Source organism: Hylemonella sp. W303a (assembly GCF_046452315.1).
GTDB lineage: Bacteria > Pseudomonadota > Gammaproteobacteria > Burkholderiales > Burkholderiaceae_C > Hylemonella.
Genome location: NZ_JBKFDG010000002.1, coordinates 381,889 through 407,273 on the forward strand (window position 1 = coordinate 381,889; position 25,385 = coordinate 407,273).

Sequence of the window (25,385 nt, forward strand, 5' to 3'; positions counted from 1 at the left end):
GACGTCTGTATGTCCGCCCTGTTCTCCATCTCCGGACGCTCGCCGCGTCTCTCTCGTACCGGCTAGTCTAGCGGCGGGCCCAGGCTGCTCCCAGTGACCGTCGCTCATCAAGGCCTTGGGCACCGACCGTGTGTCCCGATGAACCCTGACCACGCGCGCCAGCGGGATGCTCGGCGCGCTGCGCTCTCAAAGGCGCTCGGCCACCCAGCCTTGCACAGCCTGCAGCGCCTTCGGCAGGCCGCTGGGGTCGGTGCCGCCGGCCATGGCCATGTCCGGCTTGCCGCCACCCTTGCCCCCCACCTGCTGGGCCACGAAGTTGACCAACTCGCCCGCCTTGACCTTGCCCACGCTGTCGGCGGTCACGCCAGCAGCGAGTTGTACCTTGCCGCCCTCCACGGTGGCCAGCACGATGGCGGCGGTCTTGAGCTTGTCCTTGAGCTTGTCCAGGGTGTCCCGCAGCACCTTGGCATCCGCGCCCTGCAGGGTGGCGGCGAGCACCTTGATGCCCTTGACGTCCACGGCCTGGGCCATCAGCTCATCGCCCTGGCTGGAAGCCAGCTTGCCTTTGAGGGCGGCGATTTCCTTTTCCAGCGCTTTGACCTGATCCAACACTTGCGTGATGCGGCCCTGCAGTTCAGCTGCGGGCGCCTTGAGCGCGCCCGCTGCCTGATGCACGGTGCTTTCGAGTTCTTGCAGATAGCCAAGCGCGTTGGCACCGGTCACGGCCTCGACGCGGCGGATGCCTGCCGCCACACCCGACTCGCTGACGATCTTGAACAGGCCGATGTCGCCCGTGCGCGCCACGTGGGTGCCACCACAGAACTCGCGGCTGCTGCCGATGTCCAGCACGCGCACCGTGTCGCCGTACTTCTCGCCGAAGAGCATGACGGCGCCCGTGGCCTTGGCGGCCTCGATGTCCAGCACGCGCGCCTGGGTGGCGCTGTTGACCAGGATTTCGTCATTCACACGGCGCTCGATCTCGGCGATCTGGGCGCCAGTCACCGGCGCGTTGTGCGTGAAGTCAAAACGCGTCTTGTCGGCGTCCACCAGCGAGCCCTTTTGCTGCACGTGCGTGCCCAGCACCTCGCGCAAGGCCTTGTGCATCAGGTGGGTCACGCTGTGGTTGCGCATGGTCGCGGCGCGACGGCTCAGATTGACCTGAGCCGTGACCGTGTCGCCCACGTTCAGCGTGCCGGTGGTCAGGGCGCCGTGATGCCCGTGCACGTCAGCCTTGATCTTTTGCGTGTCGGCGACCTCGAAGCGGGCCGAACCGACAGTGATCACGCCCTCGTCACCGACCTGTCCGCCACTCTCGGCATAGAAGGGCGTGGTGTCCAGCACCACGACGCCGTCTTGGCCCGCCTTGAGCTGGGTCGTGGGCGTGCCGTCCACGTAGAGCGCGACGATCTTGCCCTGGGCTTGCAGCTTCTCGTAGCCCACGAACTGATTGCCAGCGCCGGTGTAGTCCAGCGCCTTGTCCATCTTGAACTTCCCTGCGGCGCGGGCCTGGTTCTTCTGCTTGTCCATGGCGGACTTGAAGCCCGCCTCGTCCACCGTGACGCCACGCTCGCGGCAGACGTCATTGGTCAGGTCCAGCGGGAAGCCATAGGTGTCGTGCAGCTTGAAGGCCACGTCGCCCGGCAGCACCTTGGCGCCACCGCCCAGGGCGGCGTCCAGAATCTCCATGCCATTGGCCAGCGTCTCGTAAAAACGCTCCTCCTCGGCCTTGAGCACCTCGGTGATGCGTTGCTGCTGTTCCTTCAGGCGCGGGTAGGCGTCGCCCATCAGGCGCACCAACTCGCCGACCAGCTTGTGGAAGAAGGGCGTCTTGCGGCCCAGCTTGTAGCCATGGCGAATCGCGCGGCGCACGATGCGACGCTGCACATAACCCCGGCCTTCGTTGGAAGGAATCACGCCATCGCTGACCAGGAAGGCCGTGGCGCGGATGTGGTCGGCGATCACGCGCAGCGAGGGATTCTTCAGGTCCTGCGTGCCCACCTCGCGCGCGGCGGCCTTGATCAACGCGTCGAACAGGTCGATCTCGTAGTTGCTGTGCACATGCTGCAGGATGGCGGCGAGGCGCTCCAGGCCCATGCCGGTGTCCACGCAGGGCGCTGGCAGCGGCGTGACCGATCCGTCCTCGTGCATCTCGAACTGCATGAACACGTTGTTCCAGATCTCGATGAAGCGGTCACCATCTTCCTCGGGACTGCCCGGGGGGCCGCCGGCGATGTGCGGTCCGTGGTCGTAAAAGATCTCGCTGCAGGGACCGCAAGGCCCCGTATCGGCCATCATCCAGAAGTTGTCGGACTTGTAGCGGCCGCCCTTGTTGTCACCGATGCGGATGATGCGGTTCTCTCGTCGGATGCGCTCCGGTGTCCACCCGGCCTTGACGAAGATGTCCTCCCAGATCGCATAGGCTTCGTCGTCTTCGAGGTACACGGTCGCGTACAGCTTCTCGGCGGGCAGCTTGTACACCGTGGTCAGCAGCTCCCAAGCCCAGTTCAGACTTTCCTTCTTGAAGTAGTCGCCGAAGGACCAGTTGCCCAGCATCTCGAAGAAGGTGTGGTGGCGCGCGGTGTAGCCCACGTTCTCCAGGTCATTGTGCTTGCCGCCGGCGCGCAGGCAGGCCTGAACCGAGGCCGCGCGCACATAGCTGCGCTTGTCGGTGCCGAGGAACACGTCCTTGAACTGCACCATGCCCGAGTTGGTGAACATCAGCGTCGGGTCGTTGCCCGGCACCAGCGGACTGGAGGCCACGACGGTGTGGCCCTTGGAAGCGAAGAAGTCGAGGAAAGACTTGCGGATGTCCGCGACGGAAATGGGTTGGCTCATGGTGGGCAGGACTGAATGGGAAACCCGGCGCGACCCCAAGACGGGGCGGTTCTGGCTTGATTCTTCTACTGAACGCCGAGGGTCTGCGATTATAGGTTTCGCCCCGCGAGGGTGAACCTCATCAACCCTAGCGTACCGGGTTCACGACACTCGGTGGCCCCGGCTCACCACCCCCGGTGGCCGCGGGATTGGTCGCGCGCGACCTCGATGAATTCCTGCACCTCGCCGCGCAAGGGCGAACCGCGCCGCCAAACCAGCCCCACGTCCACCGTGGGCACGGCGTCGCGCAGCTTGCGCACGGCCACATGCTCGGCATCGAGCGTCCAGGGACGGTAAAGAAAATCCGGCAACACGGCCACACCCGCGCCCACGCCCACCAGGGAACGCACGGCCTCCAACGAGGTGGTGCGCAGCAAGGCGCGAGGCTTGAGGCCGTGCTGCGCATGCACCTGCTCCCAAGGACCGCGCATCAGCAGCTCCACCCGGTCGGCCAGCAGCACCACCTGGTCGTAGTCCGCGCATTCGGCCAATGAGACCTCTTCCTGGGCCGCGAGGGCGTGGTCGGCGGCCATCCAGACCCGGTTGGGCGAGCGCGTCAAGGTCTCGGCCACCAGGGCCTGCGGCTCCTCCAGGGCGTTGCTGACCATGATGGCGATGTCCAGCTCGCCATTGATCAGCAAGTGCTCCAGGAACGGCGGCGCCTCCTCGACGATGCGCAGTTCCACGCCCGGGCTCGTGCGCGCGAAGCGCGCGAACACCTCCGAGAGGTAATAGCCAGCCACCAAGCTGGTCACGCCCACGGTCAGGCTCCCGCCTTGGGGTGCGACGTCCTGCCGCACACCGCGGGTGGCGTCGGCCACCGCGCCGATCACCCGCCGCGCCTTGACCAGGAAACGGTGCCCTTCAGGTGTCAGGCGCATGCCCTTGGGACTGCGCTCGAACAACACCAAGCCCAGTTCGTCTTCCAGTTCGAGGATGCTCTTGGTGATGGCCGATTGCGCGATGTTGAGCATGCGCGACGCCGCGGCCACCGAGTCCGACTCGGCCACCGTCAGAAAGTAGCGGAACTGCTTGAGCGTGAGATGGCGATTCATCCTGGTGCAAAGCCCCCGGGTTTTCACTGTTGGGGTGCAGAAAACGGCAGGGGTTAACCCTTGATCTCTATTTTCGAGATAGCTTAACGCAGGAATATTGAACTTTGAAAGCAGAAGTCGGCTGCCTAGGATGCTCGGCGTTCCCTCCCCTTCATCTGTTTTTCAGGAAAGGTGATTCCGATGACCTCCGCACGCAGCATCCTGATCCGCGCCCTGGCTGGCGCGGTCGCCACCACCTTCACCCTGGGTGCCTCTGCCCAGGGCGCGCTCAGCAAGATCGGCAAGCCCGAGGGCCAGGTCGACATCGTGGCCTGGGCCGGCTACATCGAACGCGGCGAAACCGACAAGGCCTTCGACTGGGTCACCGGCTTTGAAAAAGCCACCGGTTGCAAGGTGAACGTGAAGACCGCGGGCACCTCGGACGAAATGGTGGCGCTCATGAACGAAGGCGGCTTCGACCTCGTCACTGCCTCGGGCGACGCCTCCATGCGCCTGATCGCGGGCAAGCGCGTGCAACCCATCAACGTCAACCTGATCCCCAGCTACAAGAACATCGACCCACGCCTTCAAAAGGCACCTTGGCACTACGTCAACAACACCCACTACGGCGTGCCCTATCAGTGGGGCTGGAACGTGCTGATGTACAACACCAAGGTGTTTGGCAACAAGAAACCCACGAGCTGGAGCGTGGTGTTCGAGGAACAGACCCTGCCCGACGGCAAGAGCAACAAGGGCCGCGTGCAGGCCTTCGACGGCCCGATCTACATCGCCGACGCCGCGCTCTACCTGATGAAGAAAAAGCCCGAGCTCGGCATCAAGGACCCTTACGAACTCAACGAGACCCAGTACAAGGCCGCGCTCGACCTGCTGCGCGGCCAGCGCAAGCTGGTGGGCAAGTACTGGCATGACGCCTTCGTGCAGATCGACGACTTCACCAACGAAGGTGTGGCCGCCTCGTCCAGTTGGCAGTTCATGGCCAACATCCTCGCATCCAAGAAGGCACCGATCGCCACGGTCGTGCCGGTGGAAGGCGCGACCGGCTGGGCCGACTCCACCATGCTGCACGCCGATGCGGCGCACCCCAACTGCGCCTACCTCTGGCTTGAGCACTCGATCAACCCGAAGTTGCAGGGCGACCTTGCTGCCTGGTTTGGCTCCGTACCCGCCGTGCCCGCTGCCTGCAAGGGCAACGCACTGCTGGGCGACAAGGGCTGCGCCACCAACGGCTACAACGACTTCGAGCGCATCTCCTTCTGGAAGACGCCGACCACCAAGTGCGCGACGCAAAACAACCAATGCGTGCCCTACCACAAGTGGGCATCGGACTACATCGCGGTGTTGGGCGGAAGGTAAATAAATCCCCCCTGAGTCGCACCTCGCCCGGCGCGCCTTCCCCCCTGAACGCCAACCTTCGGTGGCAGGGGGGACGCACTCAGCGGCCTGGCGAAGCCAGTTCCGCGAGTGCCCCCGCATTTTGGCTTTCTGCTCTCCATCGTCTTCTATGACCGTCGCTGTCACGCTTGAAACCGTCTCCTGTGTCTTCGGCCATGGCGCGCAGGCCGTGCGGGCGGTGGACCGGGTCGATCTGACCATCGAAGGCGGCGAATTTTTCACCCTGCTCGGACCTTCGGGCTCGGGCAAGACCACCTGCTTGCGCATGATCGGCGGCTTCACGCTGCCCACCTCGGGCCGCATCCTGATCGGTGGGCAGGATGTGAGCCAGTTGCCGCCCTACGCCCGGCCCGTGAACACCGTGTTCCAGGACTACGCGCTGTTCCCGCACATGAGCATCCGTGACAACGTGGCCTACGGTCTGATGGTCCAAGGGGTGGACAAGCCCACGCGCCATCGGCGCGCCGACGAGATGCTGGAGCTGGTGCAACTGGGCCAGGTCGGCGCGCGCCGCCCCGCGCAACTCTCGGGCGGGCAACGCCAGCGGGTTGCTCTGGCGCGTGCCTTGATCAAGCAACCCCAGGTGCTGCTGTTGGATGAACCGTTGGGCGCGCTGGACCTGAAGCTGCGCGAGCAGATGCAGACCGAGCTCAAGGCCCTGCAGCGCCAGTTGGGCATCACCTTCCTCTTCATCACCCACGACCAGCATGAAGCGCTGTCCATGAGCGACCGCATCGGCGTGTTCAACCAGGGCCGGCTGGAACAGGTGGGCACGCCGCGCGCCATCTATGACCAGCCCCGCACGCGCTTCGTCGCCGACTTTGTGGGCGCGGCCAATGTCTTCGATGGCCCGCTCGCCCAGGAACTGGCTGGGGCCGGCAGCGTGATGCTGCGGCCCGAGCGCATCCGACTCGGCGGGGCCGAGGCCGCACGCCTGAGCGGCACGGTGATGGACTCGCAGTATTTCGGCGCGTTTTCGCGCCTGCGCATCGACTGGCGAGGCACGCCCGTGACCGTGGACCTGGGGCCTGGGTGCACGCCACCCGCCGCGGGCGTCACCGCCCACCTGCACTGGGACGCCGATGCGGTGCATCGGCTCGGAGAGCTTGCGTGAACAGCACGTCGGCTTCGTCGGCGCCCATGCACGCGGCCAGCGCTGCCGTGTCGCGCGGCGGCTTTGGTCGCTGGCTGTCGGACCTGCTGTACACACGGCGCGGCCTGCTGCTGCTCGCCCTGCTGGGGCCGCCCTTGATTTGGTTTGGAGTGATTTACCTGGGCGCGTTGTTCGCGCTGCTGGCCAACAGCTTTTTCACGCTGGACGAGTTTTCGGGATTGGTCGATCGGTCGGCGCTCACGCTGGCCAACTTCCGTGAACTGCTCAACCCCACCAACGTGGACGTCGCCGTGCGCACCATCGGCATGGCGCTGACCGTGACGCTGGCCTGCATCGTCCTGGCCTTCCCCCTGGCCTACTACATGGCGCGCTACGCGCGGGGTCCGCGCAAGGCCTTGCTCTACGTCGCGGTGATGCTGCCGCTGTGGTCCAGTTACCTGGTGCGGCTGTATGCGTGGAAACTGTTGCTGGCCAAGGAAGGCGCCATCTCCTGGACGCTGGCCCAACTGCACCTGGGCTGGCTGCTCGACCTTCTGCTGGCCACGCCGGGCATCGGCGGCAATTCGCTGTCCTTCTCGCGCTTGGGCACTTTCATCGTCTTCGTCTACATGTGGTTGCCCTTCATGGTCTTGCCCATCCAGGCGGCGATCGAACGCATCCCCGGCTCGCTGCTCGAAGCCTCGGACGACCTGGGCGCGCGGCCGCGCACCACGTTCTGGAAAGTGATCTTCCCGCTGGCCATGCCGGGCATCGCGGCGGGCTCGATCTTCACTTTCTCGCTCACGCTGGGCGACTACATCATTCCGCAGGTGATTGGCGACTCCACGCTCTTCATCGGCCAAGTGGTGTACCGCCAGCAAGGCGTGGCCGGCAACATTCCCTTCGCGGCCGCGTTCTCGCTGGTGCCCATCGCGGTGATCGGCGTCTATTTGTGGTTCGCCAAACGCTTGGGAGCCTTCGATGCCATATAGGCTCACCCCCGTAGCGGCTCCCGCCGCTTCCCCCCTGCAAGGGGGCGACGCCAGCGGCCCGGCCAAGCCGGTTCCACGGCGTCCCTCGGTTCGCACCCGGGCATACCCAAACCTCGTCCAACGACCAGGAACAAGAGCATGAAGACCCGAACACCACGCGCGGGATGGGGGTTGCGCGCGGCGACCTGGGGCGCTGTGTTCTTCCTGCACATTCCGCTGGCACTGATCATCCTCTACGCCTTCAGCGCCGAGGACAAAAGCTACGTCTTCCCACCGCCTGCGCTGACCACCCACTGGTTCGCGGTGGCCTGGGAACGCGAGGACGTGTGGCGCGCCATCGGCCTCTCGCTCAAGGTAGCGAGCCTGTCCACGGCCATCGCGCTGGTGCTGGGCACCCTGGCCGCCGCCGCGCTCGCGCGCAGCCGCTTCTTCGGGCGTGACGCCATCTCCTTGCTGCTCATCCTGCCGCTGGCCCTCCCCGGCATCATCACCGGAATCGCCCTGCGCTCGGCCTACAGCACGCTGGAGATTCCGTACAGCTTCTGGACCATCGTGATCGGCCATGCGACCTTCTGCGTGGTCGTGGTCTACAACAACGCGGTGGCGCGCCTGCGCCGAACCAGCCCCTCGCTGATCGAGGCGTCCATGGACCTGGGCGCCAATGGCCTGCAAACCGTGCGCTATGTCATCCTGCCGCAACTGGGCTCGGCCCTGCTCGCGGGCGGCCTGCTGGCCTTCGCGCTGAGTTTCGACGAAGTGATCGTCACCACCTTCACCGCTGGGCAGCAAGCCACCCTGCCCATCTGGATGCTGCAAGAGCTGATCCGACCCCGCCAGCGTCCGGTGACCAATGTGGTCGCAGTGGTGATCATCGCGCTGACTTTCATCCCCATCCTGGCCGCGTACTGGCTCACGCGGTCTGATGAGCAACCCGGCCGCTAAGGAGCAACCATGAGCAAGACCCCCGGCATCCAGAACCTGATCCATACCGAACTGCTGATCGACGGCCAGTTCGTCACAGGCGAAGGCGAGAGTGAACAGGTGCTCAACCCCGCCACGGGCGAGCTCATCGTCACGGTGCCCGAGGCCTCGCACGAACAAGTCAACCGCGCGGTGCAAGGCGCGCAGCGTGCTTTCGAACACTGGAGCGACAGCACCCCGCAGGAACGGTCGCGCCTGCTGCTCAAACTGGCGGACGCCATCGAGCAACGCGCCGAGCAATTCGCGCGGCTCGAGTCCCTGAACACCGGCAAGCCTTATGTGCGCGCGCTCGAGGACGAGATTCCCGCCGTCGCCGACTGCTTCCGGTACTTCGCGGGGGCCGCGCGCAATCTGCACGGCCCGCTGGCAGGCGAGTACCTGGCCGGGCACACCAGCATGATCCGGCGCGATCCCATCGGCGTGATCGGCTCCATCGCGCCCTGGAACTACCCGCTCATGATGGCGGCCTGGAAGACGGCCCCAGCGCTGGCCGCGGGCAACACCGTGGTCATCAAGCCCAGCGAGCAGACGCCGCTGACCACCTTGCTGCTGGCGCGCGTCGCGGCCGAGATCTTTCCGCCCGGCGTGTTCAACGTGGTGTGCGGGCGTGGCGCGAGCGTGGGCCAACCCCTGGTGGAGCACCCGCTGGTGCGCATGGTCTCGCTGACCGGGGACGTGGCCACCGGCCGCAAGATCCTGCAGGCCGCCACGGGAACACTCAAACGCACGCATCTGGAACTCGGCGGCAAGGCGCCCGTGATCGTCTTCGACGATGCCGACATCGACGCCGTGGTCGAAGGCATCCGCACGTTTGGCTACTACAACGCCGGGCAGGACTGCACGGCCGCCTGCCGCCTCTATGCAGGAGCCAAGGTGTACGACCGACTGGTGGCAGACCTCAGCGCCGCCGTGAAGACGCTCAAGATGGGTACGCAAGACGAAGACGGCGTGGAACTGGGGCCCGTGATCTCCGAGCGGCAACGCGAACGCGTGGCCAGCTTCGTCGAACGCGCCCAGATGGTCGGCCACATGGAGATCACCACGGGCGGCAAGGTGGGCCAGGTCGGCAGTGGCGGAGGCTTCTTCTACGAACCCACGGTGATCGCGGGCGCGCGCCAAGACGACGAAATCGTGCGACGCGAAGTCTTTGGCCCCGTCGTCTCGGTGACGCGCTTCAGCGATCCGGACGACGCCATCACCTGGGCCAACGATTCAGACTATGGCCTGGCTTCCTCGGTCTGGACGCAGGACATTGGTCGAGCGATGAAAGTGGCGCGCAAGCTGCAGTACGGCTGCACTTGGATCAACACCCACTTCATGCTGGTCAACGAAATGCCCCACGGCGGACTGAAGTCCAGCGGTTACGGCAAGGACATGTCCATGTACGCACTGGAGGACTACACCGTGCCGCGGCATGTGATGGTCAAGCTCTGAAGCCCGGACGCCCCAACATTCAGGGCCAACGGGGATGACCCTTCGGGCAGGTCGACGCGCGCGCGGCACATGGTCTTGACCGTCCGCGCGACGGCCACTCAGGCCAGCCAACCGTCCCACACCAGCTTGCAGCCGGTGAGTGCCATGCCCCAGTAGACCAGGCGATAGAAGAGCTTCTGATCGATGCGCTTGGCAATGCGCACACCGACCCACACGCCCAGCGGCGCCAAGGGCAGCAAGGCCAGCGACGTGGCAAGGTTGCGCATGTCGAGCAGGCCCAGCCAGGCGTAGGGCGCCCATTTGCTCAGGTTCACCACGAAGAACAGGTAGGCCATGGTGCCGGTGAAGACCAAGGGCGCGAGACGCAAGGGAATGGCGTAGGCGTTGATCGGCGGGCCCCCCGCGTGCGACACGAAGCTCGTGAAGCCGCCCGTGGCGGTCAGCACCGCACCCAACCAACGCGGCGGCGGCGCGCTGTCGGGACGGGGTGGAAACAACAGACGCTGGGCCAGGAACAGCAGGGTGAACAGCCCAACCAAACCGGCCACCAAACGCGCGTCCAGCAGACGGAACAGCAAGGTGCCCGCGGCCACGCCCACCAGGGCACAAGGCAGCATGAAGCGCAGCAGGCGCCAATCGACGTAACGGCGAAAGGCCCAGAGGCCGAGCAGGTCCATCACCAGCAAGATGGGCATGAAGATGGCCGCAGCCTGGGGCACGGGCACGGCCAGCGCCATCAGGGGCACGGCCAGGGAGCCGAAACCTGCGCCGAAGCCGCTTTTGCTGACCCCCATCAGGAGCACGGCGGGAATGGCCACGGCATAGAACGCCGGGTTGGTGATCAGGGGGAAGGCCTGCGACAGGGAAGACAAGGTCATGCAGCGAAGTCGGAAAAGGGGAAGTGAGAGAATGCCACGCACTCGTTAGCCGGAGATCATCCCATGGACATGAAAGCCTCTCCTCTCTCCCTGCTCAAGGACCCGTCCCTGCTCAAGACCGACGCGCTCATCAATGGCCAATGGGTCAAGGGCGCCGCGGCCGCGCGCTTCGACGTGCATGACCCGGCGACGGGGCAGAAACTGGCCGACGTGGCGAACCTCGGCCCCAAGGATGCCGAGGCCGCCATCACCGCCGCCGACAAGGCCTGGCCCGCATGGCGCGCCAAGACGGGCAAGGAGCGCAGCCTCATCCTGCGCAAGTGGTTCGACCTGCTGATGGCCAACCAGGATGACTTGGGCCGCCTGATGACCGCGGAGCAGGGCAAGCCCTACGCCGAGGCCAAGGGCGAAGTCGCTTATGGAGCGAGCTTCGTCGAATGGTTCGCCGAAGAGGCCAAGCGCGTCAACGGCGAGACCCTGCCGCAGTTTGACAACAACCGTCGCCTGCTGGTGCTGCGCCAGCCCATCGGCGTCTGCGCGGCCATCACGCCGTGGAACTTCCCCCTGGCCATGATCACGCGCAAGGTGGCGCCCGCCCTGGCCGCAGGCTGCCCGGTGGTGATCAAACCGGCCGAGCTGACGCCGCTGACCGCGTTGGCCGCCGCCGAACTCGCGGTGCGCGCGGGCATTCCCGCGGGCGTGCTCAACGTGGTCACCGCCGACGGCGCCAATTCCATCGCCGTGGGCAAGGTGTTCTGCGCGAGCGAAACCGTGCGCCACATCAGCTTCACTGGTTCGACCGAGGTGGGCCGCATCTTGATGCAACAAAGCGCGCCCTCGGTCAAGAAGCTCAGCCTGGAGCTGGGCGGCAACGCGCCCTTCATCGTCTTCGACGACGCCGACATTGACAGCGCCGTGGAAGGGGCCATCGCGAGCAAGTACCGCAACGCGGGCCAAACCTGCGTCTGCGCCAACCGCATCTACGTGCAAGACGGCGTGTACGACGAATTCGTGCAGAAGTTCGCGGCCAAGGTGAAAACGTTCAAGGTCGGCAACGGCTTCGAGGATGGCGTGGTGCAAGGCCCGCTGATCGAAGACGCCGCCGTCGAGAAAGTCCGCCGCCACGTCGCCGACGCCGTCGCCAAGGGCGGCAAGCTGCTCGCAGGCGGCAAGAAACTGGAGGGTCAGTTCTTCGAGCCCACGGTCGTGTCCGAGGCGACGGCCGACATGCTCTGCGCCACCGAGGAAACCTTCGGCCCCTTCGCGCCCGTGTTCCGCTTCAAGACCGAGCAGGAAGCCATCACCGCCGCCAACGCGACCATCTTCGGACTGGCCAGCTACTTCTACAGCCGCGACATCGGCCGCATCTTCCGCGTCAGCGAGGCGCTGGAATACGGCATGGTGGGCATCAACGCGGGCATCATCGCCACGGAACACGTGCCCTTCGGCGGCGTCAAGCAGTCCGGCCTGGGCCGCGAAGGCTCCAGCCACGGCATCGACGAATACGTGGAGATGAAGTACCTCTGCCTGGGCGACATCCTCAAATAAGAAGCATGAGAAACAGCGGGCCGCGCACGGTAGAATGCGCGCCTGCTTCGGCAACGCGGGTGTAGTTCAATGGTAGAACGGCAGCTTCCCAAGCTTCATACGAGGGTTCGATTCCCTTCACCCGCTCCAATCGCCGCATCAGGGAACCGCAAACCCCCTCAAAACCCGCATAGCGCCTAGCTCTGCGGGTTTTTTGTTGCGTGATGCCGTGGCGCCTTGCGTCAGGAATTAGCGTCTAGCGCCCCTGGGGTCACCGCGCGTGCTGATTGCGCATCGCCTCCCTCCTCCCCCATGAAAAACGCCATCGCCCGAGCCACCACCTCGGGCACGATGCGGTGATCGCCATCGAAGGGCAGCAGGGTCAGGTCCACGCCCTCTTCCAGCAACTTCAGCGCGTGCGGACGTGCACTGGTGTCGAAGGGCAGTTGCGTGTCGGAGCGACCATGGGCGATGAAGACCTGGGGCGAACCTTGGCGCGCGAAGGTGTTCATGAAACCCGCCGACAGCGCGATCACATGGCTGAAGAGGTCGCCGTTGCTCAGGCCCACCGAGAGTGCATAACTGCCACCGTCAGAGAAACCAGCCAGTGCAAAACGCGCCGGGTCAAGAGTGAAGCAAGCCGCCACCTGCTGCAGTGCAGTGTCCAAGCGCTCCAAGTCGGGCCCGTGGCCACCGATCACGATGTCCCAGGTCGGGAACATGGACTGCGGAGCCAACAGAAGGAAACGGCGCGCTCTGGCCCAGCGCACGAAAAAGGGCAGCACCTTGTCGGCCTCGCCGCCCGCGCCATGGCACAGGACCAGCAGAGGCACCGGGCCATCCGTGTCCAGGCCCTCGGGCACCACTAGCACGGCCTCGCGTCCCTCTGGAAAATGCAGGCTGTGGCGGCCCGGGGGCAAGGGCGACTGGGTGGGCAGGCCCGGTCGGGTGAAATTCAAGCGCCCGAGCAAGGGCCCAGGCAGGGGCCCCAATGACCCGAGCAGATCAGGATCAAGCATGCGGCCATTCTAGGCGGCACGCCGGTTGGGAAACGTCGATCCTATGCGGGCGGCATCGGTGTCGCCAACCCAGGATGGACGGAATCAGAAAGCACCCGGGTGCGCGGAGCGGCCCGAGCTGGGCGTGTGCTTGAACAGCGCGGTGAGTGCGACCAGGCAGTCGCGTGCAGCCACCTCGCCCTGCCGTACGGCGATCACATTCATCAGACCGGGGCGCAGGTACCAGAGGGTGTCCAAGTCGGGCGCGGTGCGCAGCTGACGCTCCAGCAAATCCACCTGCTCGTCCACCTGAGCGCCGTGCGCCACAGGCTCCGCGCGGGGCGACCCGACGGGCGCGGTGATGGCCCTGTCCCACGCATCGCCGGCAGAGCTGGCCGGCACCGCGGGCCTGGTCAGGCTGGCCTGCATGGCGCCGGACATGGCCATCCGTACCCGTTCCAGCGCCAGCGTCTTGCCCTTGCTGTCGGACTGCGCGACGCCCGCGGATTGCAGGTTCCGCCCCTGTTTCTTGGAACGTGAGGACCGCGACAGCATGAGGAATCTCTTCGGGCTGGGCAACATGGCAAGAAGAAAAGCGAACCAAGGGCAAGGACGTTGAGGCGGCAGCCGGTGGAATGGGCGCGGCGACAACAACACGAGAACATGCAGTTGCAAAATTTGCACCCACTTGTCTATACACCGTATTAACGGTCATCCACATCAAAAATAAAGGCCCTGGTGCGGGGACACCAGGGCCTATTTCTTCCTTACACGCGGCCAGCGGGTCTGGCGACGGCGTGTGAACGCGAAAGCAGGGGCAGGTCAGATCAGGGGAACGCCTGTCTTGCTTTGAATGAATTCACGCGTCACACCGGGGGCCAGTTCGACCAGCTTCAAACCCTTCGGGGTCACGTCCATCACACCCAGGTCGGTGATGATGCGGTCGATCACGCCTTTGCCAGTCAGTGGCAGGGTGCACTCGGGGATGATCTTGAAGTCCTCGCTGCCGTCTTTCTTCTTGGCCACGTGCTCCATCAGCACGATGCAGCGCGGCACGCCAGCGACCAAGTCCATGGCGCCCCCCATCCCCTTGACCATCTTGCCCGGGATCATCCAATTGGCCAGGTCACCCCGGGCGCTGACCTGCATGGCGCCCAAGATGCTGAGGTTGATCTTGCCGCCCCGGATCATGGCGAAGCTCTCGTGGCTGCCAAAGATGCTGGTGCCCTTGATGGTGGTGACGGTCTGCTTGCCCGCGTTGATCAGGTCCGGGTCCACCTCGTCTTCCGTTGGGAACGGGCCGATGCCCAGCATCCCATTCTCACTTTGCAACCACACCTCCATGCCCTCGGGCACGAAATTGGCCACCAGGGTCGGCATGCCAATGCCGAGGTTCACGTAAAAGCCGTCCTGCAGCTCCTGGGCCGCGCGCGCGGCCATCTGGTCTTGGGTCCAGGGCATCTTGTTCTCCTTGCCTGTCGTCGTCTGTGTGGGTTCGTCTCGTGGCGTTCGCCTGACCGCAGGTCAGGCGGCGGCTCTTACCGTGCGTTTCTCGATGCGCTTCTCGGGTGCCGCGTTGAGCACGATGCGGTGCACGTAGATGCCCGGCAGGTGCACGTCGTCCGGATGCAATTCACCGGTCTCGACGATCTTTTCCACCTCGACGATGCACACTTTGCCCGCCATGGCGGCTGCGGGATTGAAGTTGCGCGCGGTCAGGTTGAAACGCAGATTGCCCGACTTATCCGCAACGTCGGCCTTGACCAGGGCCACATCCGGCACCAGGGCGCGTTCCATCACATAGGTCTCGCCATCGAACTCGCGCAATTCCTTGCCCTCGGCCACCACCGTGCCCACGCCGGTCTTGGTGAAAAAGGCCGGGATGCCCGCGCCACCCGCGCGCAGCTTCTCGGCCAAGGTGCCCTGCGGCGTGAATTCCAGCTCCAACTCACCGGCCAGGTACTGGCGCTCGAACTCCTTGTTCTCGCCCACGTAGCTGGAAATCATCTTCTTGATCTGCCGCGTCTGCAGCAGCTTGCCCAGGCCGAAATCGTCCACCCCGGCGTTGTTGGAAATGGCGGTCAGATTCTTGATGCCCGCTTCGCGCACCGCGTCAATGAGTGCTTCGGGAATGCCACACAGACCGAAGCCGCCGACCGCGATGAGCTGGCCGTCTCGCAGCACGCCCTCGATGGCCGCCTTGGCGCTGGGGTAAATCTTGTTCACGGGGTTCTCCTTGCTGTGTCTGATCGAATGCCGGATGCAAGCCCGAGACTGTAATCGCGCCATCTACCTAGACCGATACGTAGTACTGCCTAAAATCCAGCCCGCATGGACAAGGAGACAAAACCCCCGCGCCCGCTGGGCTCAGCCCCGGTGCGCACACCCGGCGGCCCGGCGAGCCTGCCCGCGCACAACCGCGCCGAGCCGTCGCCAATCGCCATCGATTACCGCCTGGCCTTCGACTACGCCCCCATTGGCATGGTGTTGTCGCGCCAGCGTGTCATCCTGGACTGCAACCGGCGTGTCTGCGAGATCTTCGGTACGGATCGCGAGCGGCTGATCGGCCAGTCCTTCGCCCTGCTTTACCCCAGCGCAGACGAATTCGAGCGCATCGGCGTGCGCATCAACGCGCGCATGGACGCGCAGAGCACCTACGCGGACGACCGCATCATGCGGCGCGTGGACGGGCGCCATCCCGGCGAGCTGTTCTGGTGCCACGTCACGGGCCGCGCGCTCGATCCGACCCAACCCCTGGGCCCAGGCATCTGGACCTTCGAGGACCTGAGCGCGCACCGCCCGGTCAAGGCCGGGCTGACGGCGCGCGAGCGCGAGGTCGCGGCGCGTTTGCTGGAGGGGCTGACCTCCAAGGAAATAGGGAAGGCCCTGGCCATCAGCCACCGCACGGTGGAGATTTACCGCGCTCGGCTGATGCGCAAGTACCAGGCCGGCACCACCGCAGACCTGGTGCTGAAACTGACCTTGGGCTGAACTCGGCGCGATGTCAGAAAGTCTCCCAATCACCTTCCGCGTCCTTGCCCGCGGAAGACAATGGCGCTGGCTTGGGTTTGGTGGCAGTCGCGGCGGTTTTTTCGGGTCCGGCCCCTGCTGACCCTTGCGCGCCTGGCTCAGAAGGCGGGTTGCGTGGCGCGGTGGAAGGCGCGAGCCGGGATGCCGCGCGAGGTGCCGCCGCAGGCTTGCTGGTAGGGGCAGCGGCAGGGGATGCATCAGAAAGAGCCCCAGCTGAAGGCGCTGCTGATGCGGAGACTGCGGACGTCCCCAAAGACGACATTGGCCGGGAGCGTGGGGCTGCCGCTGAGGCGCCACCCCGGGCCGAGGGAGGCAGGTGCGCCGGCCCGTCCTCACCCTCACCGCTGCCCAGGCGGAACACCGCCATCATGCGGGCCAGGCTCTGCGCCTGCTCGCGCATGCTGCCTGCCGCGGCGGCACTTTCCTCGACCAAGGCGGAGTTCTGCTGGGTCATCTGGTCGAGCTGCGCGACGGATTGGTTCACGCCCGCGATACCCTGGCTCTGCTCGTGGGTGGCGGCGTGGATCTCGGCGATGATGTCCGTGACACGTTTGACCGAGGTGACGATTTCGTCCATCGTCTGACCCGCGTTGGCCACCAGGCGGCTGCCGCTCTCCACCTTCTGGACCGAGGCGCCGATCAGGGCCTTGATCTCCTTGGCCGCCTCGGCGCTGCGCCCCGCCAGAGCCCGCACCTCGCTGGCCACCACCGCGAAGCCCCGCCCCTGCTCGCCCGCCCGCGCGGCTTCGACCGCCGCGTTCAAGGCCAGGATATTGGTCTGGAAGGCGATGCCGTCGATCACGTTGATGATGTCGGCGATGCGCTTGCTGCTGTCATTGATCTCGCCCATGGTGCTGACCACTTCGGACACCACCACGCCGCCTCGCCCGGCGACCTCGGCCGCAGTGGAGGCCAGCTGGTTCGCCATGCTGGCGCTGTTGGAGGTCTGCTGCACCGTGCTGGTCAATTCCTCCATGGCGGAGGCGGTGGCCTGCAGGCTGCCAGCCGTTTGCTCCGTGCGATGGGAGAGGTCAGCGTTGCCCTGGGCAATCTCGCTGGACGCGGTGGTGATGCTGTCGGTCGCCGAGCGCACTTCGCTGACCAGATGGCGCAAGGACCCGACCATCTGCGCCAGGCCCCCCATCACACTGCCCGGCGCGGCGGGCGGGATCTGCACGCCGAGGTCACCCTGGGCGATGCGCGCCATCACCTCGTAGGCCTCGCTGGGCTCGCCCCCCACCTGATGAATCACCGAGCGCCCCACCGACCAGCCGATGCCACCCACGATCAACAGCACCACCAGCAGTTGGAGGCCACCGGTCAGGTACAGGCGGGACTTCAAGGCATCGATGTCGTCGGTGTACAGGCCCGAACCCAGCATCCATTCCCAGCCCGGCACACGCACCACGTACTGCAGCTTCGGCGAAGGCACGGTCGCACCGGGCCGGGCGAACTCGCCCATTTCCATGGCGGTGTTGTCCTTGCTGGCCCGCAATGCTCCAGTCAGGGTGGCAATCACGTCCTTGCCCTGGCCGTCTTTGATCTTGCCCATCATGTTCTGGCCCTCGAACTCCTTGCGGATCGGGTGCACGACCCCGGTGCCGTCCATGGTGTAGATGTAGAAGTACTCGACGTTGCCAGCACCGTAGCGCGACACCCGAACCGCCTCCGCCGCGGCCTTCTGCGCGTCCGCCAGAGTCATTTCCCCCTTCTCGGCCTTGCTCTTGTAGGCGTTGACGATGCTGTGCATGGACTGAACGGCGGTCGCCAGCTGCTCCGTGCGGGCTTCCATCACGCGCCGACCCGCCGCCAAGGTGGACGTGACGATGAGCACAGCCACGGCGAGCAGGGCTGCACCCACGATGACGCCAATCTTTTGCTTGAAACTCAGATTCATGGAAAGACCTCCAACCCAACAAAAAGAAAACCTCGGTCCCTGCGGAAGGGGTTTGGGCCTGTTCACACTCATTTCCCGAGTGCGAACGGGCACTAGGTGCAACTTGCAGCGACCGCTCACAAGCGGTGGGCCATGCTCCCTGAACATCGTCGACGCTCGCATACCCCACCCGGGACATCTCCCTATATCGGCAATCCGCTACACAAACTGACGCCGGGAATCGGGCAGCGCGGAAGGGTTGCGCGGCCAAAAAGGCAAATCGAACGATCGTGCTATTTTCCGTGGCCAGCGCCCGAAGCGCCTTAGAATCGGGCCGCGCGCTTGAGCACAAGCACCTCCGAGACGACCCACAGGACGAGAACCGCCCATGACCCAACAAGACATCCTCACCCAGTACGGCCCGCGCGAAGCCATGGAATACGACGTGGTCGTCGTGGGCGGCGGGCCCGGCGGCCTGTCCACCGCCATCCGCCTGAAGCAGTTGGCGGCCGAAAAAGGCCAGGATATTTCGGTCGTCGTGCTGGAAAAGGGGGGGGAGCCCGGTGCCCACATCCTCTCCGGTGCGGTCATGGACCCTCGTGCCATGGAGGAACTCTTTCCTGACTGGAAGGAGCGCGGCGCCCCGCTGAACCAGCCCGTCACTGGCGATGACGTGCTCTTCCTGTCCGAGAAGGGCGCGAAGCGCACGCCGGACTTCCTGGTGCCGGACAACTTCCACAACCAAGGCAATTACGTCGTTGCGCTGGGTGTCGTCACCAAGTGGCTGGGCGAACAGGCCGAGGCCTTGGGTGTGGAAATCTTCCCCGGTTTCGCCGCCGCCGAAGTGCTCTACAACGAAGATGGTTCGGTCAAAGGGGTGGCCACCGGCAATTTGGGTGTCGGAAAGAACGGCGAACCCACCGACAGCTTTCAGCTCGGCATGGAACTGCATGCCAAGTACACCGTGTTTGCCGAGGGCGCGCGCGGCCATCTGGGCAAGCAGGTCATCGCGAAATACAAGCTGGACGAGGGCAAGGACCCGCAGAGCTACGCCATCGGCATCAAGGAGCTGTGGGAAATCCCCGCCGACAAGGCAAAACCAGGCCGCGTGGTCCACACCGCCGGCTGGCCCATGGACAACAGCACCTACGGTGGTGGTTTCCTCTACCACCTGGAAGGCAACAAGGTCACGCTGGGTTTTGTCACGGGTCTGGACTACCAGAACCCCTGGCTCAGCCCCTTCGAGGAGATGCAGCGCTGGAAGACCCATCCCGCGATCTGCGAGCACATCCAGGGCGGCAAGCGCATTGGCTACGGCGCGCGTGCCATCACGGCCGGCGGCCTGCTCAGCTTGCCCAAGACCATCTTCCCCGGCGGCGTGCTCGTGGGCTGCGACGCGGGTTACCTGAATGCCAGCCGCATCAAAGGCAGCCACGCCGCCATCAAGAGCGGCATGCTGGCCGCCGAGGCGCTCTTTGAAGCGGTCACGGCGGGCCGCCAACACGACGAACTGACGGCCTATCCGGCCGCGTTCGAGAAGAGCTGGCTGCACCAGGAACTGCACCGCGCACGCAACTTCAAGCAATGGTTCAAGAAGGGCAGCGTCGTGGGCGTGCTGATGACGGGCATCGAGCACTGGTTGCTGCCCAAGCTGGGAATCAAGAGCCCGCCTTGGACGATTCACCGCAAAGAGGCAGATCACACCCGCCTCAAGCCCGCAGACCAGTGCGAGAGGATCACCTACCCCAAACCGGATGGCAAGCTGACCTTTGACCGCCTGAGCAGCGTCTTCATCAGCAACACCAACCACGCCGAGGACCAGCCCGCGCACCTGACGCTCAAGGATGCCATCGTGCCCGTGACCGTGAACCTCGCCAAGTACGCCGGACCCGAGAGCCGCTACTGCCCGGCGGGTGTGTACGAGTTCGTCGAGAAGGAAGGCGCGGATGGCAAGGTTGGCGCGCAGCTCGTCATCAACGCGCAGAACTGCGTGCACTGCAAGACCTGCGACATCAAGGACCCGACGCAGAACATTGTCTGGGTCACGCCCGAAGGCGGCGGCGGGCCGAACTACAGCGGGATGTGAGCATGGTGTGCGCCGAGTTTGGCGTCTGACGTGACTCACTCACCCTTGCGCCCGTAGGCGCCCCCGACGCCCGGGACGCTTCGCGCCGACGGTTGTCAAGCCGTCTGAAGCCGCCGCTGCAAGAAATCCCCCAGCGCCCGCATGCGCGCGCTCAGGTGCGTGCCACGCGCGAGCGCTAGCAGCAAGGGATAGGGGCGGGAGCGCACCCGGGGCAACACCTGCACCAGATGCCCCGCCGCAAGGTCAGCCGCCACGTCCAAGCGTGACTTGAGCGCGATGCCATACCCCGCCACAGCCCACTGCCGCGTGACCAAGCCGCTGTCTGCGCTACGCCGCACGCGCGCGCTGTAGGTGACCGGCTTGCCCGCATCCAGCAGTGCCCAGCGGTGCGCGGGGCGGCTGGCGATGCGCAGGCCGATCATCTCGTGCGTGGCCAGGTCATCCAGCCGCTTGGGCGTCCCCGCTCGGCGCAGGTAGGCTGGCGCGGCCACCAAGATGGCGTGGTTGTCGGGCACCAGGGGCCGCACGATCTGACCGGGAGCAGCCTCACCGTAACGGATGGCGGCGTCCACGGGCTCACGGGCCAAGTCAGCCACTCTGTCAGCAATCGCCAGATCCAGCTGGAGTTGGGGATGCAGCCCCATGAATTCGTCCAGCAGGGGCCTCAGAACCTGCGTGCCCAGATCGGTCGGGACCCCCAGGCGCAGCAGCCCACGCACTTGCGTGAGTGGCGCTCGCAACTCTGCCGCCGCGTCGTCGACGGCACTCAAGGCCAGCAGGGAGCGCTGCAAAAAGGCCTCACCTTCTGGGGTGGGGCGCAGGGCTCGACTGGACCGCATGAAGAGTCGCGCGCCGAGTTGCTGTTCCAAGCGACGGATCGCCGCCGTGGCGGTGGCGTTGAGCAAACCTTGCTCTCGCGCGGCCGCAGCCACGCCACCGAGTTCGGCCACGCGCAGTGCGAGTCGCAGGGCCCCCAGGTCCAGCCGCTCGGACAGGGCTGCAGTCACAGCAGTCGATGCTTTCATTGACAAATTCCTTTTGTCATTGCCGCAGTATCGCATGGGTGGTTGCGCGGGTGGGTCCGCTAGACACTGACAGCCATCGCAACTTTTCCAGGAGTCTTCATGAAAGCCATCGGCCATCTGCACCCCTTGCCGCTCGACGACGCGCACGCCCTGATCGAGCTCACTCTGCCGGACCCGGAGCCCGGCCCGCACGACCTGCTGGTCCGCGTGCGCGCGGTGTCTGTCAATCCGGTGGACGTGAAAGTGCGCGCCGGCATGGCGCCGCCGCCCGGCCAGCCGCGCGTGCTGGGCTGGGACGCCGCGGGCGAGGTGCTGGCGGTGGGCTCACAGGTGCAAGGCTACGCTGCGGGTGATCGCGTGTGGTACGCCGGTGCGCTGCAGCGCACCGGCAGCAACGCGCCGCTGCAGACCGTGGACGCCCGCATCGCGAGCCACATGCCGCGCAGTCTGGACTACGCTGCTGCTGCTGCCCTACCGCTGACCGGCATCACGGCCTGGGAACTGCTCTTCGACCGTCTTGGCGTGCCGCAAGGCGGAGGCGCTGGCCAGCGTCTGCTGGTGGTCGGCGCCGCCGGCGGCGTGGGTTCCATCCTGGTGCAATTGGCGCGCCAATTCACGCAACTGGAAGTGGTGGCCACGGCCTCGCGTCCGGACACGCAAGCCTGGGCACGGACACTGGGCGCCCACCACGTGATCGACCACCGCCAGCCACTTGATGAGGCATTGACCGCGGCCGGACTGTCGGGCGGCGTGCACTTGGTGGCCAGTCTCACGCACACCGAAACTCACTACCCGGCGCTGGTCCGCGCCCTGCGTCCGCAAGGTCGCATCGCGCTCATCGACGACCCGACGACACTGGACGCTCGCCCCTTGAAGATGAAAAGCGCCTCGCTGCACTGGGAGTTCATGTTCACGCGTCCCATGTTCGAGACGGACGACATGGCCCAGCAAGGGCACCTTCTGACCCAGCTCGCAGATGCCGTGGATGAGGGCCGTCTGCGCAGCACGGTCACGCGTGACTTCGGGGAACTGTCCGTGGCAACGCTGCGTGAAGCACATGCCTGGATCGAAAGCGGTCAGGCAATTGGCAAAGGCGTGCTGCGGGTGGCTTGAAGCGTCGACACTGACCCCGGCGAGGGAGGCGGGACTCGGCGGCTGCAACCGCCGCCCCTTCGCCCCACAGACGCCATCTCGGACGGACTTCAGGTGGTGCCCAGATAGTCCTTCTTGCCGATCTCGACCCCGTTGTGGCGCAGGATGGCGTACGCCGTGGTGACGTGGAAGAAGAAGTTGGGCAGCGCCGTGTTCAACAGATAGGGTTGGCCCTGCAGGCGCTCCTCACCCGTGCGCCGCTTGAGCACGACTTCGCGCGCTTCGCTGCCGTCGATCTGCTCCGGCTTGAACGATTGCAGGTAGACCAGGGTCTTGGCGATGCGCTCGTTCAGTTCGGCGAAGGTCTTCTCGTTGTCCTCGTAGACCGGTGGCGTGACGCCAGCCAAGCGAGCGGCGCAGCCCTTGGCCGTGTCGGTGGCGATCATGATCTGGTTGCTCAGCGGAAGCATGTCGGGGTAGAGGCGCGCGCTGGTCAGCACCAGTTCATCGATGCCCTTGGCGTGGGCATGTGCCTGGGCCTTGGACAGGACGGCATGCAGATTGCCCAGCATGCGGACGAACACGGGCACGCTGGCCGAGTACATGGACAGAGAGGACATGGATGTTTTTCCGTTCAAAAAAACGGAATCATCGGGCATCCGAGATTTTTTTGCAGAGTCGGTCCCAAGGGGATGATCTCAAGGTAAAGGGCGGCCTGGCTCGCAGGCCAGGGCAATTGGGCTTGGGCTTGGGCCTGGGCTTGGGCTTGGGCTTGGGCAAGGCCATCGACTTGGTGTACGCTCGTCGCTGAGCAGAATTTCCATGTCGATCCAGTCCCTGACCGCATTTTTGATCGTGGGCCAGCACCTCGCGCGCAGCACGCGTGGACGGCCCTGCGCTCCTCCGGCCGCGCCGCTGTCCCCGCCGTCGGCTCTCCAAGGTTGACGGCGCCATCCACGCGCCCCGCTCGGGCGCGCGCCCGTCATTTCACTGGAGATTTCTCATGGCCGATCTGTTTGACAACCCCATGGGCCTGTGCGGCTTCGAGTTCGTCGAGTTCGCTTCACCCACCCCAAACACGCTCGAACCCTTGTTCGAGAAGATGGGCTTCACCCTCGTGGCCAAGCACCGCAGCAAGAACGTGCTGCTCTACCGTCAGGGCGACATCAACTTCATCGTCAACCGCGAGCCCAAAAGTCTGGCCGGATATTTCGCGGCGGAACACGGCCCCAGCGCCTGCGCCATGGCCTTTCGCGTCAAAGATTCTCACAAGGCCTACCACCGTGCCCTGGAGCTTGGTGCTCAGCCGGTCGAAGTCCCGACGGGCCCCATGGAACTGCGCCTGCCGGCCATCAAAGGTATTGGGGGCGCACCGCTCTACCTGATCGACCGGTACGAGGATGGCAAGAGCATCTATGACATCGATTTCGAGTTCTTGCCCGGCGTGGACCGTCATCCAGTTGGCCACGGCTTGAAGATCGTTGACCACCTGACTCACAACGTTTATCGCGGGCGCATGAGCTTTTGGAGTGAGTTTTATGAGAAGTTCTTCAACTTTCGGGAGATTCGTTACTTCGACATCAAGGGTGAGTACACAGGTTTGACCAGCAAGGCGATGACCGCGCCCGATGGCCTCATCCGCATCCCGCTCAACGAAGAAGCAGGCAAAGGCGGCAATGGCCAAATCGAAGAATTTCTGATGCAGTTCAATGGCGAAGGCATTCAGCACATCGCCCTGCTCACGGACGACCTGATCGCCACCGTCGACGCCTTGCAACTGGCGGGCGTGCCATTGGCCACGGCGCCCAACGACATCTATTACGACATGCTCGCGGAGCGCCTGCCAGGCCATGGCGAACCCGTGAGTGAACTGCAAGCTCGCGGCATCTTGCTCGACGGCAACACGCAGGATGGGAAACCGCGCCTGTTGTTGCAAATCTTCAGCCAGCCTCTGCTCGGACCCGTGTTCTTTGAATTCATCCAGCGCAAGGCGGACGAAGGCTTTGGCGAAGGCAACTTCCGCGCCTTGTTCCTGAGCTTGGAGCGCGACCAGATACGGCGCGGCACCTTGAAGGTGGACGAGCCTATGGGAACGCGGTCCGAGGCCGCCTGACAAACAGGCGAAACCAGCCCGCGCGCTTGCGGGCTGGTTAACCCTCATGCACGACGCCGTTGGGTTGTGCGTATAATCCTTCACGTTGACGCGCCACGCTTACCTGCGCATCAACTGCAGTCTGACACGGCCTGCGGTTTCTCACACCGCCTTCACAGCCTCCAGCCTCGCCGCCTCGCTCGTCTGGCTCTGTCCCCCGGCCCTGCGCGGTTCGCCCGGCGGTCACACTTCTTCTTCAGCGGCGAGCCTCATCCCCCAGCCCGCACCTTCAACCCCGGACTGGAACACGGCGGACTTCGCCGATACGCGGCGCCTAGCGCCACACCCAATTTATTTCTGTTTTTCAAGAAGCTCGGCCACAGAACCGTGCGCACACAATGAATATCCATTTGGAACATGCTTTCCCGGTCGGCAAATACCTTGTCTCCCCCTCGACCCGTCAAACCGAGTCCGGCCTCTACACGGCCCGTGTCTCGATCCGCAGCGGCCACGGCCAAGCCACGCACGACCGTGTGCTGGGCTTTGTCCCGGAATTCGGCACGCGCGAGAGCGCGTTGCGCTACGCGGCGGCCGAAGGTCAACGCTGGCTGAGGCAACGGCATTGCAACGACTGAACCCAGCACCCCCCACTCAAGCAAAGGATCTCCATGGCCAAAGAAGAACTGATCGAAATGCAAGGCAAGGTCGAGGAAGTACTGCCTGATTCGCGCTTCCGCGTCACCCTGGAGAATGGCCATAGCCTGATCGCCTACACCGGCGGCAAGATGCGCAAGAACCACATCCGCATCCTCGCCGGCGATAAGGTGTCGCTGGAACTCTCGCCCTACGACTTGGGCAAGGGACGCATCACCTTCCGTCATCTGGAGTCCCGCTCCGGCGCGCCGGCACCTGCCCGGCGTACCTTCCGCTGAACTCCATCCCTCGATGGCTTTCTCCACG

The 25,385-nt window shown here is 65.0% G+C and carries 23 protein-coding genes and 1 tRNA gene; 14 read left to right on the top strand and 10 right to left on the bottom strand.

Annotation, left to right across the window (positions count from 1 at the left end; all coding sequences use genetic code 11):
• Window positions 1-186 precede the first annotated feature (186 nt).
• Together alaS and ACLBKS_RS05405 are read right to left on the bottom strand one after the other, a co-directional pair.
• Window positions 187-2,835, bottom strand: a complete 2,649-nt coding sequence (gene alaS / locus ACLBKS_RS05400) for an alanine--tRNA ligase (protein ID WP_410191765.1) — start codon at window positions 2,833-2,835, stop codon at window positions 187-189.
• A gap of 164 nt (window positions 2,836-2,999) precedes the next feature.
• Window positions 3,000-3,929 (bottom strand): LysR family transcriptional regulator, encoded by a 930-nt coding sequence (locus ACLBKS_RS05405; protein ID WP_410191766.1) that lies wholly within the window; start codon window positions 3,927-3,929, stop codon window positions 3,000-3,002.
• 180 nt (window positions 3,930-4,109) lie between these two features.
• Between ACLBKS_RS05405 and ACLBKS_RS05410 the strand changes: the two genes are divergently transcribed.
• The 5 genes from ACLBKS_RS05410 to ACLBKS_RS05430 all read left to right on the top strand — a co-directional run bounded on the left by ACLBKS_RS05410 (window position 4,110) and on the right by ACLBKS_RS05430 (window position 9,821).
• Entirely contained in the window at window positions 4,110-5,282 is a 1,173-nt protein-coding gene (locus ACLBKS_RS05410) for an ABC transporter substrate-binding protein (protein WP_410191767.1), read from the top strand.
• Between the two features lie 148 nt (window positions 5,283-5,430).
• Entirely contained in the window at window positions 5,431-6,435 is a 1,005-nt protein-coding gene (locus tag ACLBKS_RS05415) for an ABC transporter ATP-binding protein (protein WP_410191768.1), read from the top strand.
• Window positions 6,432-7,406, top strand: a complete 975-nt coding sequence (locus ACLBKS_RS05420; protein ID WP_410191769.1) for an ABC transporter permease — start codon at window positions 6,432-6,434, stop codon at window positions 7,404-7,406. The genes ACLBKS_RS05415 and ACLBKS_RS05420 overlap by 4 nt, the downstream gene beginning before the upstream one ends.
• Before the next feature lie 138 nt (window positions 7,407-7,544).
• On the top strand, window positions 7,545-8,348 hold the full coding sequence (locus ACLBKS_RS05425) for an ABC transporter permease (protein WP_410191770.1): 804 nt from the start codon (window positions 7,545-7,547) through the stop codon (window positions 8,346-8,348).
• A 51-nt stretch (window positions 8,349-8,399) separates the two neighbouring features.
• Window positions 8,400-9,821, top strand: a complete 1,422-nt coding sequence (locus ACLBKS_RS05430; RefSeq protein ID WP_410191932.1) for a gamma-aminobutyraldehyde dehydrogenase — start codon at window positions 8,400-8,402, stop codon at window positions 9,819-9,821.
• Between the two features lie 98 nt (window positions 9,822-9,919).
• On the opposite strand, the gene ACLBKS_RS05435 is transcribed toward ACLBKS_RS05430, so the two are convergent.
• Complete coding sequence (locus ACLBKS_RS05435) at window positions 9,920-10,699, bottom strand: sulfite exporter TauE/SafE family protein (RefSeq protein WP_410191771.1); 780 nt, start codon at window positions 10,697-10,699, stop codon at window positions 9,920-9,922.
• A 63-nt stretch (window positions 10,700-10,762) separates the two neighbouring features.
• Between ACLBKS_RS05435 and ACLBKS_RS05440 the strand changes: the two genes are divergently transcribed.
• Window positions 10,763-12,247, top strand: coding sequence for an NAD-dependent succinate-semialdehyde dehydrogenase (locus ACLBKS_RS05440; protein WP_410191772.1), 1,485 nt, complete (start codon window positions 10,763-10,765; stop codon window positions 12,245-12,247).
• 55 nt (window positions 12,248-12,302) lie between these two features.
• Window positions 12,303-12,376 (top strand) — tRNA-Gly (locus ACLBKS_RS05445).
• Between the two features lie 92 nt (window positions 12,377-12,468).
• Here ACLBKS_RS05445 and ACLBKS_RS05450 read toward each other — a convergent pair.
• The 4 genes from ACLBKS_RS05450 to ACLBKS_RS05465 all read right to left on the bottom strand — a co-directional run bounded on the left by ACLBKS_RS05450 (window position 12,469) and on the right by ACLBKS_RS05465 (window position 15,450).
• Window positions 12,469-13,245, bottom strand: a complete 777-nt coding sequence (locus ACLBKS_RS05450) for an alpha/beta hydrolase (protein ID WP_410191773.1) — start codon at window positions 13,243-13,245, stop codon at window positions 12,469-12,471.
• 84 nt (window positions 13,246-13,329) lie between these two features.
• Window positions 13,330-13,779 carry a hypothetical protein gene (locus tag ACLBKS_RS05455; protein WP_410191774.1) on the bottom strand — a complete coding sequence of 150 codons (450 nt, stop codon included), beginning with the start codon at window positions 13,777-13,779 and terminating at the stop codon, window positions 13,330-13,332.
• Between the two features lie 267 nt (window positions 13,780-14,046).
• On the bottom strand, window positions 14,047-14,685 hold the full coding sequence (locus tag ACLBKS_RS05460; RefSeq protein WP_410191775.1) for a CoA transferase subunit B: 639 nt from the start codon (window positions 14,683-14,685) through the stop codon (window positions 14,047-14,049).
• Between the two features lie 63 nt (window positions 14,686-14,748).
• A complete protein-coding gene (locus ACLBKS_RS05465) occupies window positions 14,749-15,450 on the bottom strand; it encodes a CoA transferase subunit A (RefSeq protein ID WP_410191776.1) in 702 nt (233 codons plus the stop codon).
• A 210-nt stretch (window positions 15,451-15,660) separates the two neighbouring features.
• Between ACLBKS_RS05465 and ACLBKS_RS05470 the strand changes: the two genes are divergently transcribed.
• The gene (locus tag ACLBKS_RS05470; RefSeq protein WP_410191933.1) at window positions 15,661-16,215 is read left to right on the top strand and encodes a LuxR C-terminal-related transcriptional regulator; all 555 of its coding nucleotides are present in this window, start codon (window positions 15,661-15,663) and stop codon (window positions 16,213-16,215) included.
• A gap of 13 nt (window positions 16,216-16,228) precedes the next feature.
• On the opposite strand, the gene ACLBKS_RS05475 is transcribed toward ACLBKS_RS05470, so the two are convergent.
• Window positions 16,229-18,151 (bottom strand): methyl-accepting chemotaxis protein, encoded by a 1,923-nt coding sequence (locus tag ACLBKS_RS05475; protein WP_410191777.1) that lies wholly within the window; start codon window positions 18,149-18,151, stop codon window positions 16,229-16,231.
• Window positions 18,152-18,518: 367 nt separating this feature from the next.
• On the opposite strand from ACLBKS_RS05475, the gene ACLBKS_RS05480 reads away from it, so the two are divergent.
• Complete coding sequence (locus ACLBKS_RS05480) at window positions 18,519-20,216, top strand: electron transfer flavoprotein-ubiquinone oxidoreductase (RefSeq protein ID WP_410191778.1); 1,698 nt, start codon at window positions 18,519-18,521, stop codon at window positions 20,214-20,216.
• Between the two features lie 95 nt (window positions 20,217-20,311).
• On the opposite strand, the gene ACLBKS_RS05485 is transcribed toward ACLBKS_RS05480, so the two are convergent.
• The gene (locus tag ACLBKS_RS05485) at window positions 20,312-21,241 is read right to left on the bottom strand and encodes a LysR family transcriptional regulator (protein ID WP_410191779.1); all 930 of its coding nucleotides are present in this window, start codon (window positions 21,239-21,241) and stop codon (window positions 20,312-20,314) included.
• Between the two features lie 99 nt (window positions 21,242-21,340).
• Between ACLBKS_RS05485 and ACLBKS_RS05490 the strand changes: the two genes are divergently transcribed.
• Window positions 21,341-22,354: a zinc-binding alcohol dehydrogenase family protein gene (locus ACLBKS_RS05490; RefSeq protein WP_410191780.1), complete on the top strand. Its 1,014-nt coding sequence runs from the start codon at window positions 21,341-21,343 to the stop codon at window positions 22,352-22,354.
• Window positions 22,355-22,443: 89 nt separating this feature from the next.
• On the opposite strand, the gene ACLBKS_RS05495 is transcribed toward ACLBKS_RS05490, so the two are convergent.
• Window positions 22,444-22,953: a DUF1993 family protein gene (locus ACLBKS_RS05495; RefSeq protein WP_410191781.1), complete on the bottom strand. Its 510-nt coding sequence runs from the start codon at window positions 22,951-22,953 to the stop codon at window positions 22,444-22,446.
• Between the two features lie 50 nt (window positions 22,954-23,003).
• Between ACLBKS_RS05495 and ACLBKS_RS05500 the strand changes: the two genes are divergently transcribed.
• The 4 genes from ACLBKS_RS05500 to infA all read left to right on the top strand — a co-directional run bounded on the left by ACLBKS_RS05500 (window position 23,004) and on the right by infA (window position 25,357).
• Window positions 23,004-23,144: a hypothetical protein gene (locus ACLBKS_RS05500; RefSeq protein WP_410191782.1), complete on the top strand. Its 141-nt coding sequence runs from the start codon at window positions 23,004-23,006 to the stop codon at window positions 23,142-23,144.
• A 192-nt stretch (window positions 23,145-23,336) separates the two neighbouring features.
• Window positions 23,337-24,446 (top strand): 4-hydroxyphenylpyruvate dioxygenase, encoded by a 1,110-nt coding sequence (gene hppD, locus ACLBKS_RS05505; protein ID WP_410191783.1) that lies wholly within the window; start codon window positions 23,337-23,339, stop codon window positions 24,444-24,446.
• A 377-nt stretch (window positions 24,447-24,823) separates the two neighbouring features.
• The gene (locus tag ACLBKS_RS05510; RefSeq protein WP_410191784.1) at window positions 24,824-25,060 is read left to right on the top strand and encodes a hypothetical protein; all 237 of its coding nucleotides are present in this window, start codon (window positions 24,824-24,826) and stop codon (window positions 25,058-25,060) included.
• 33 nt (window positions 25,061-25,093) lie between these two features.
• A complete protein-coding gene (gene infA / locus ACLBKS_RS05515; protein ID WP_410191785.1) occupies window positions 25,094-25,357 on the top strand; it encodes a translation initiation factor IF-1 in 264 nt (87 codons plus the stop codon).
• The last annotated feature ends 28 nt before the right edge of the window (window positions 25,358-25,385 follow it).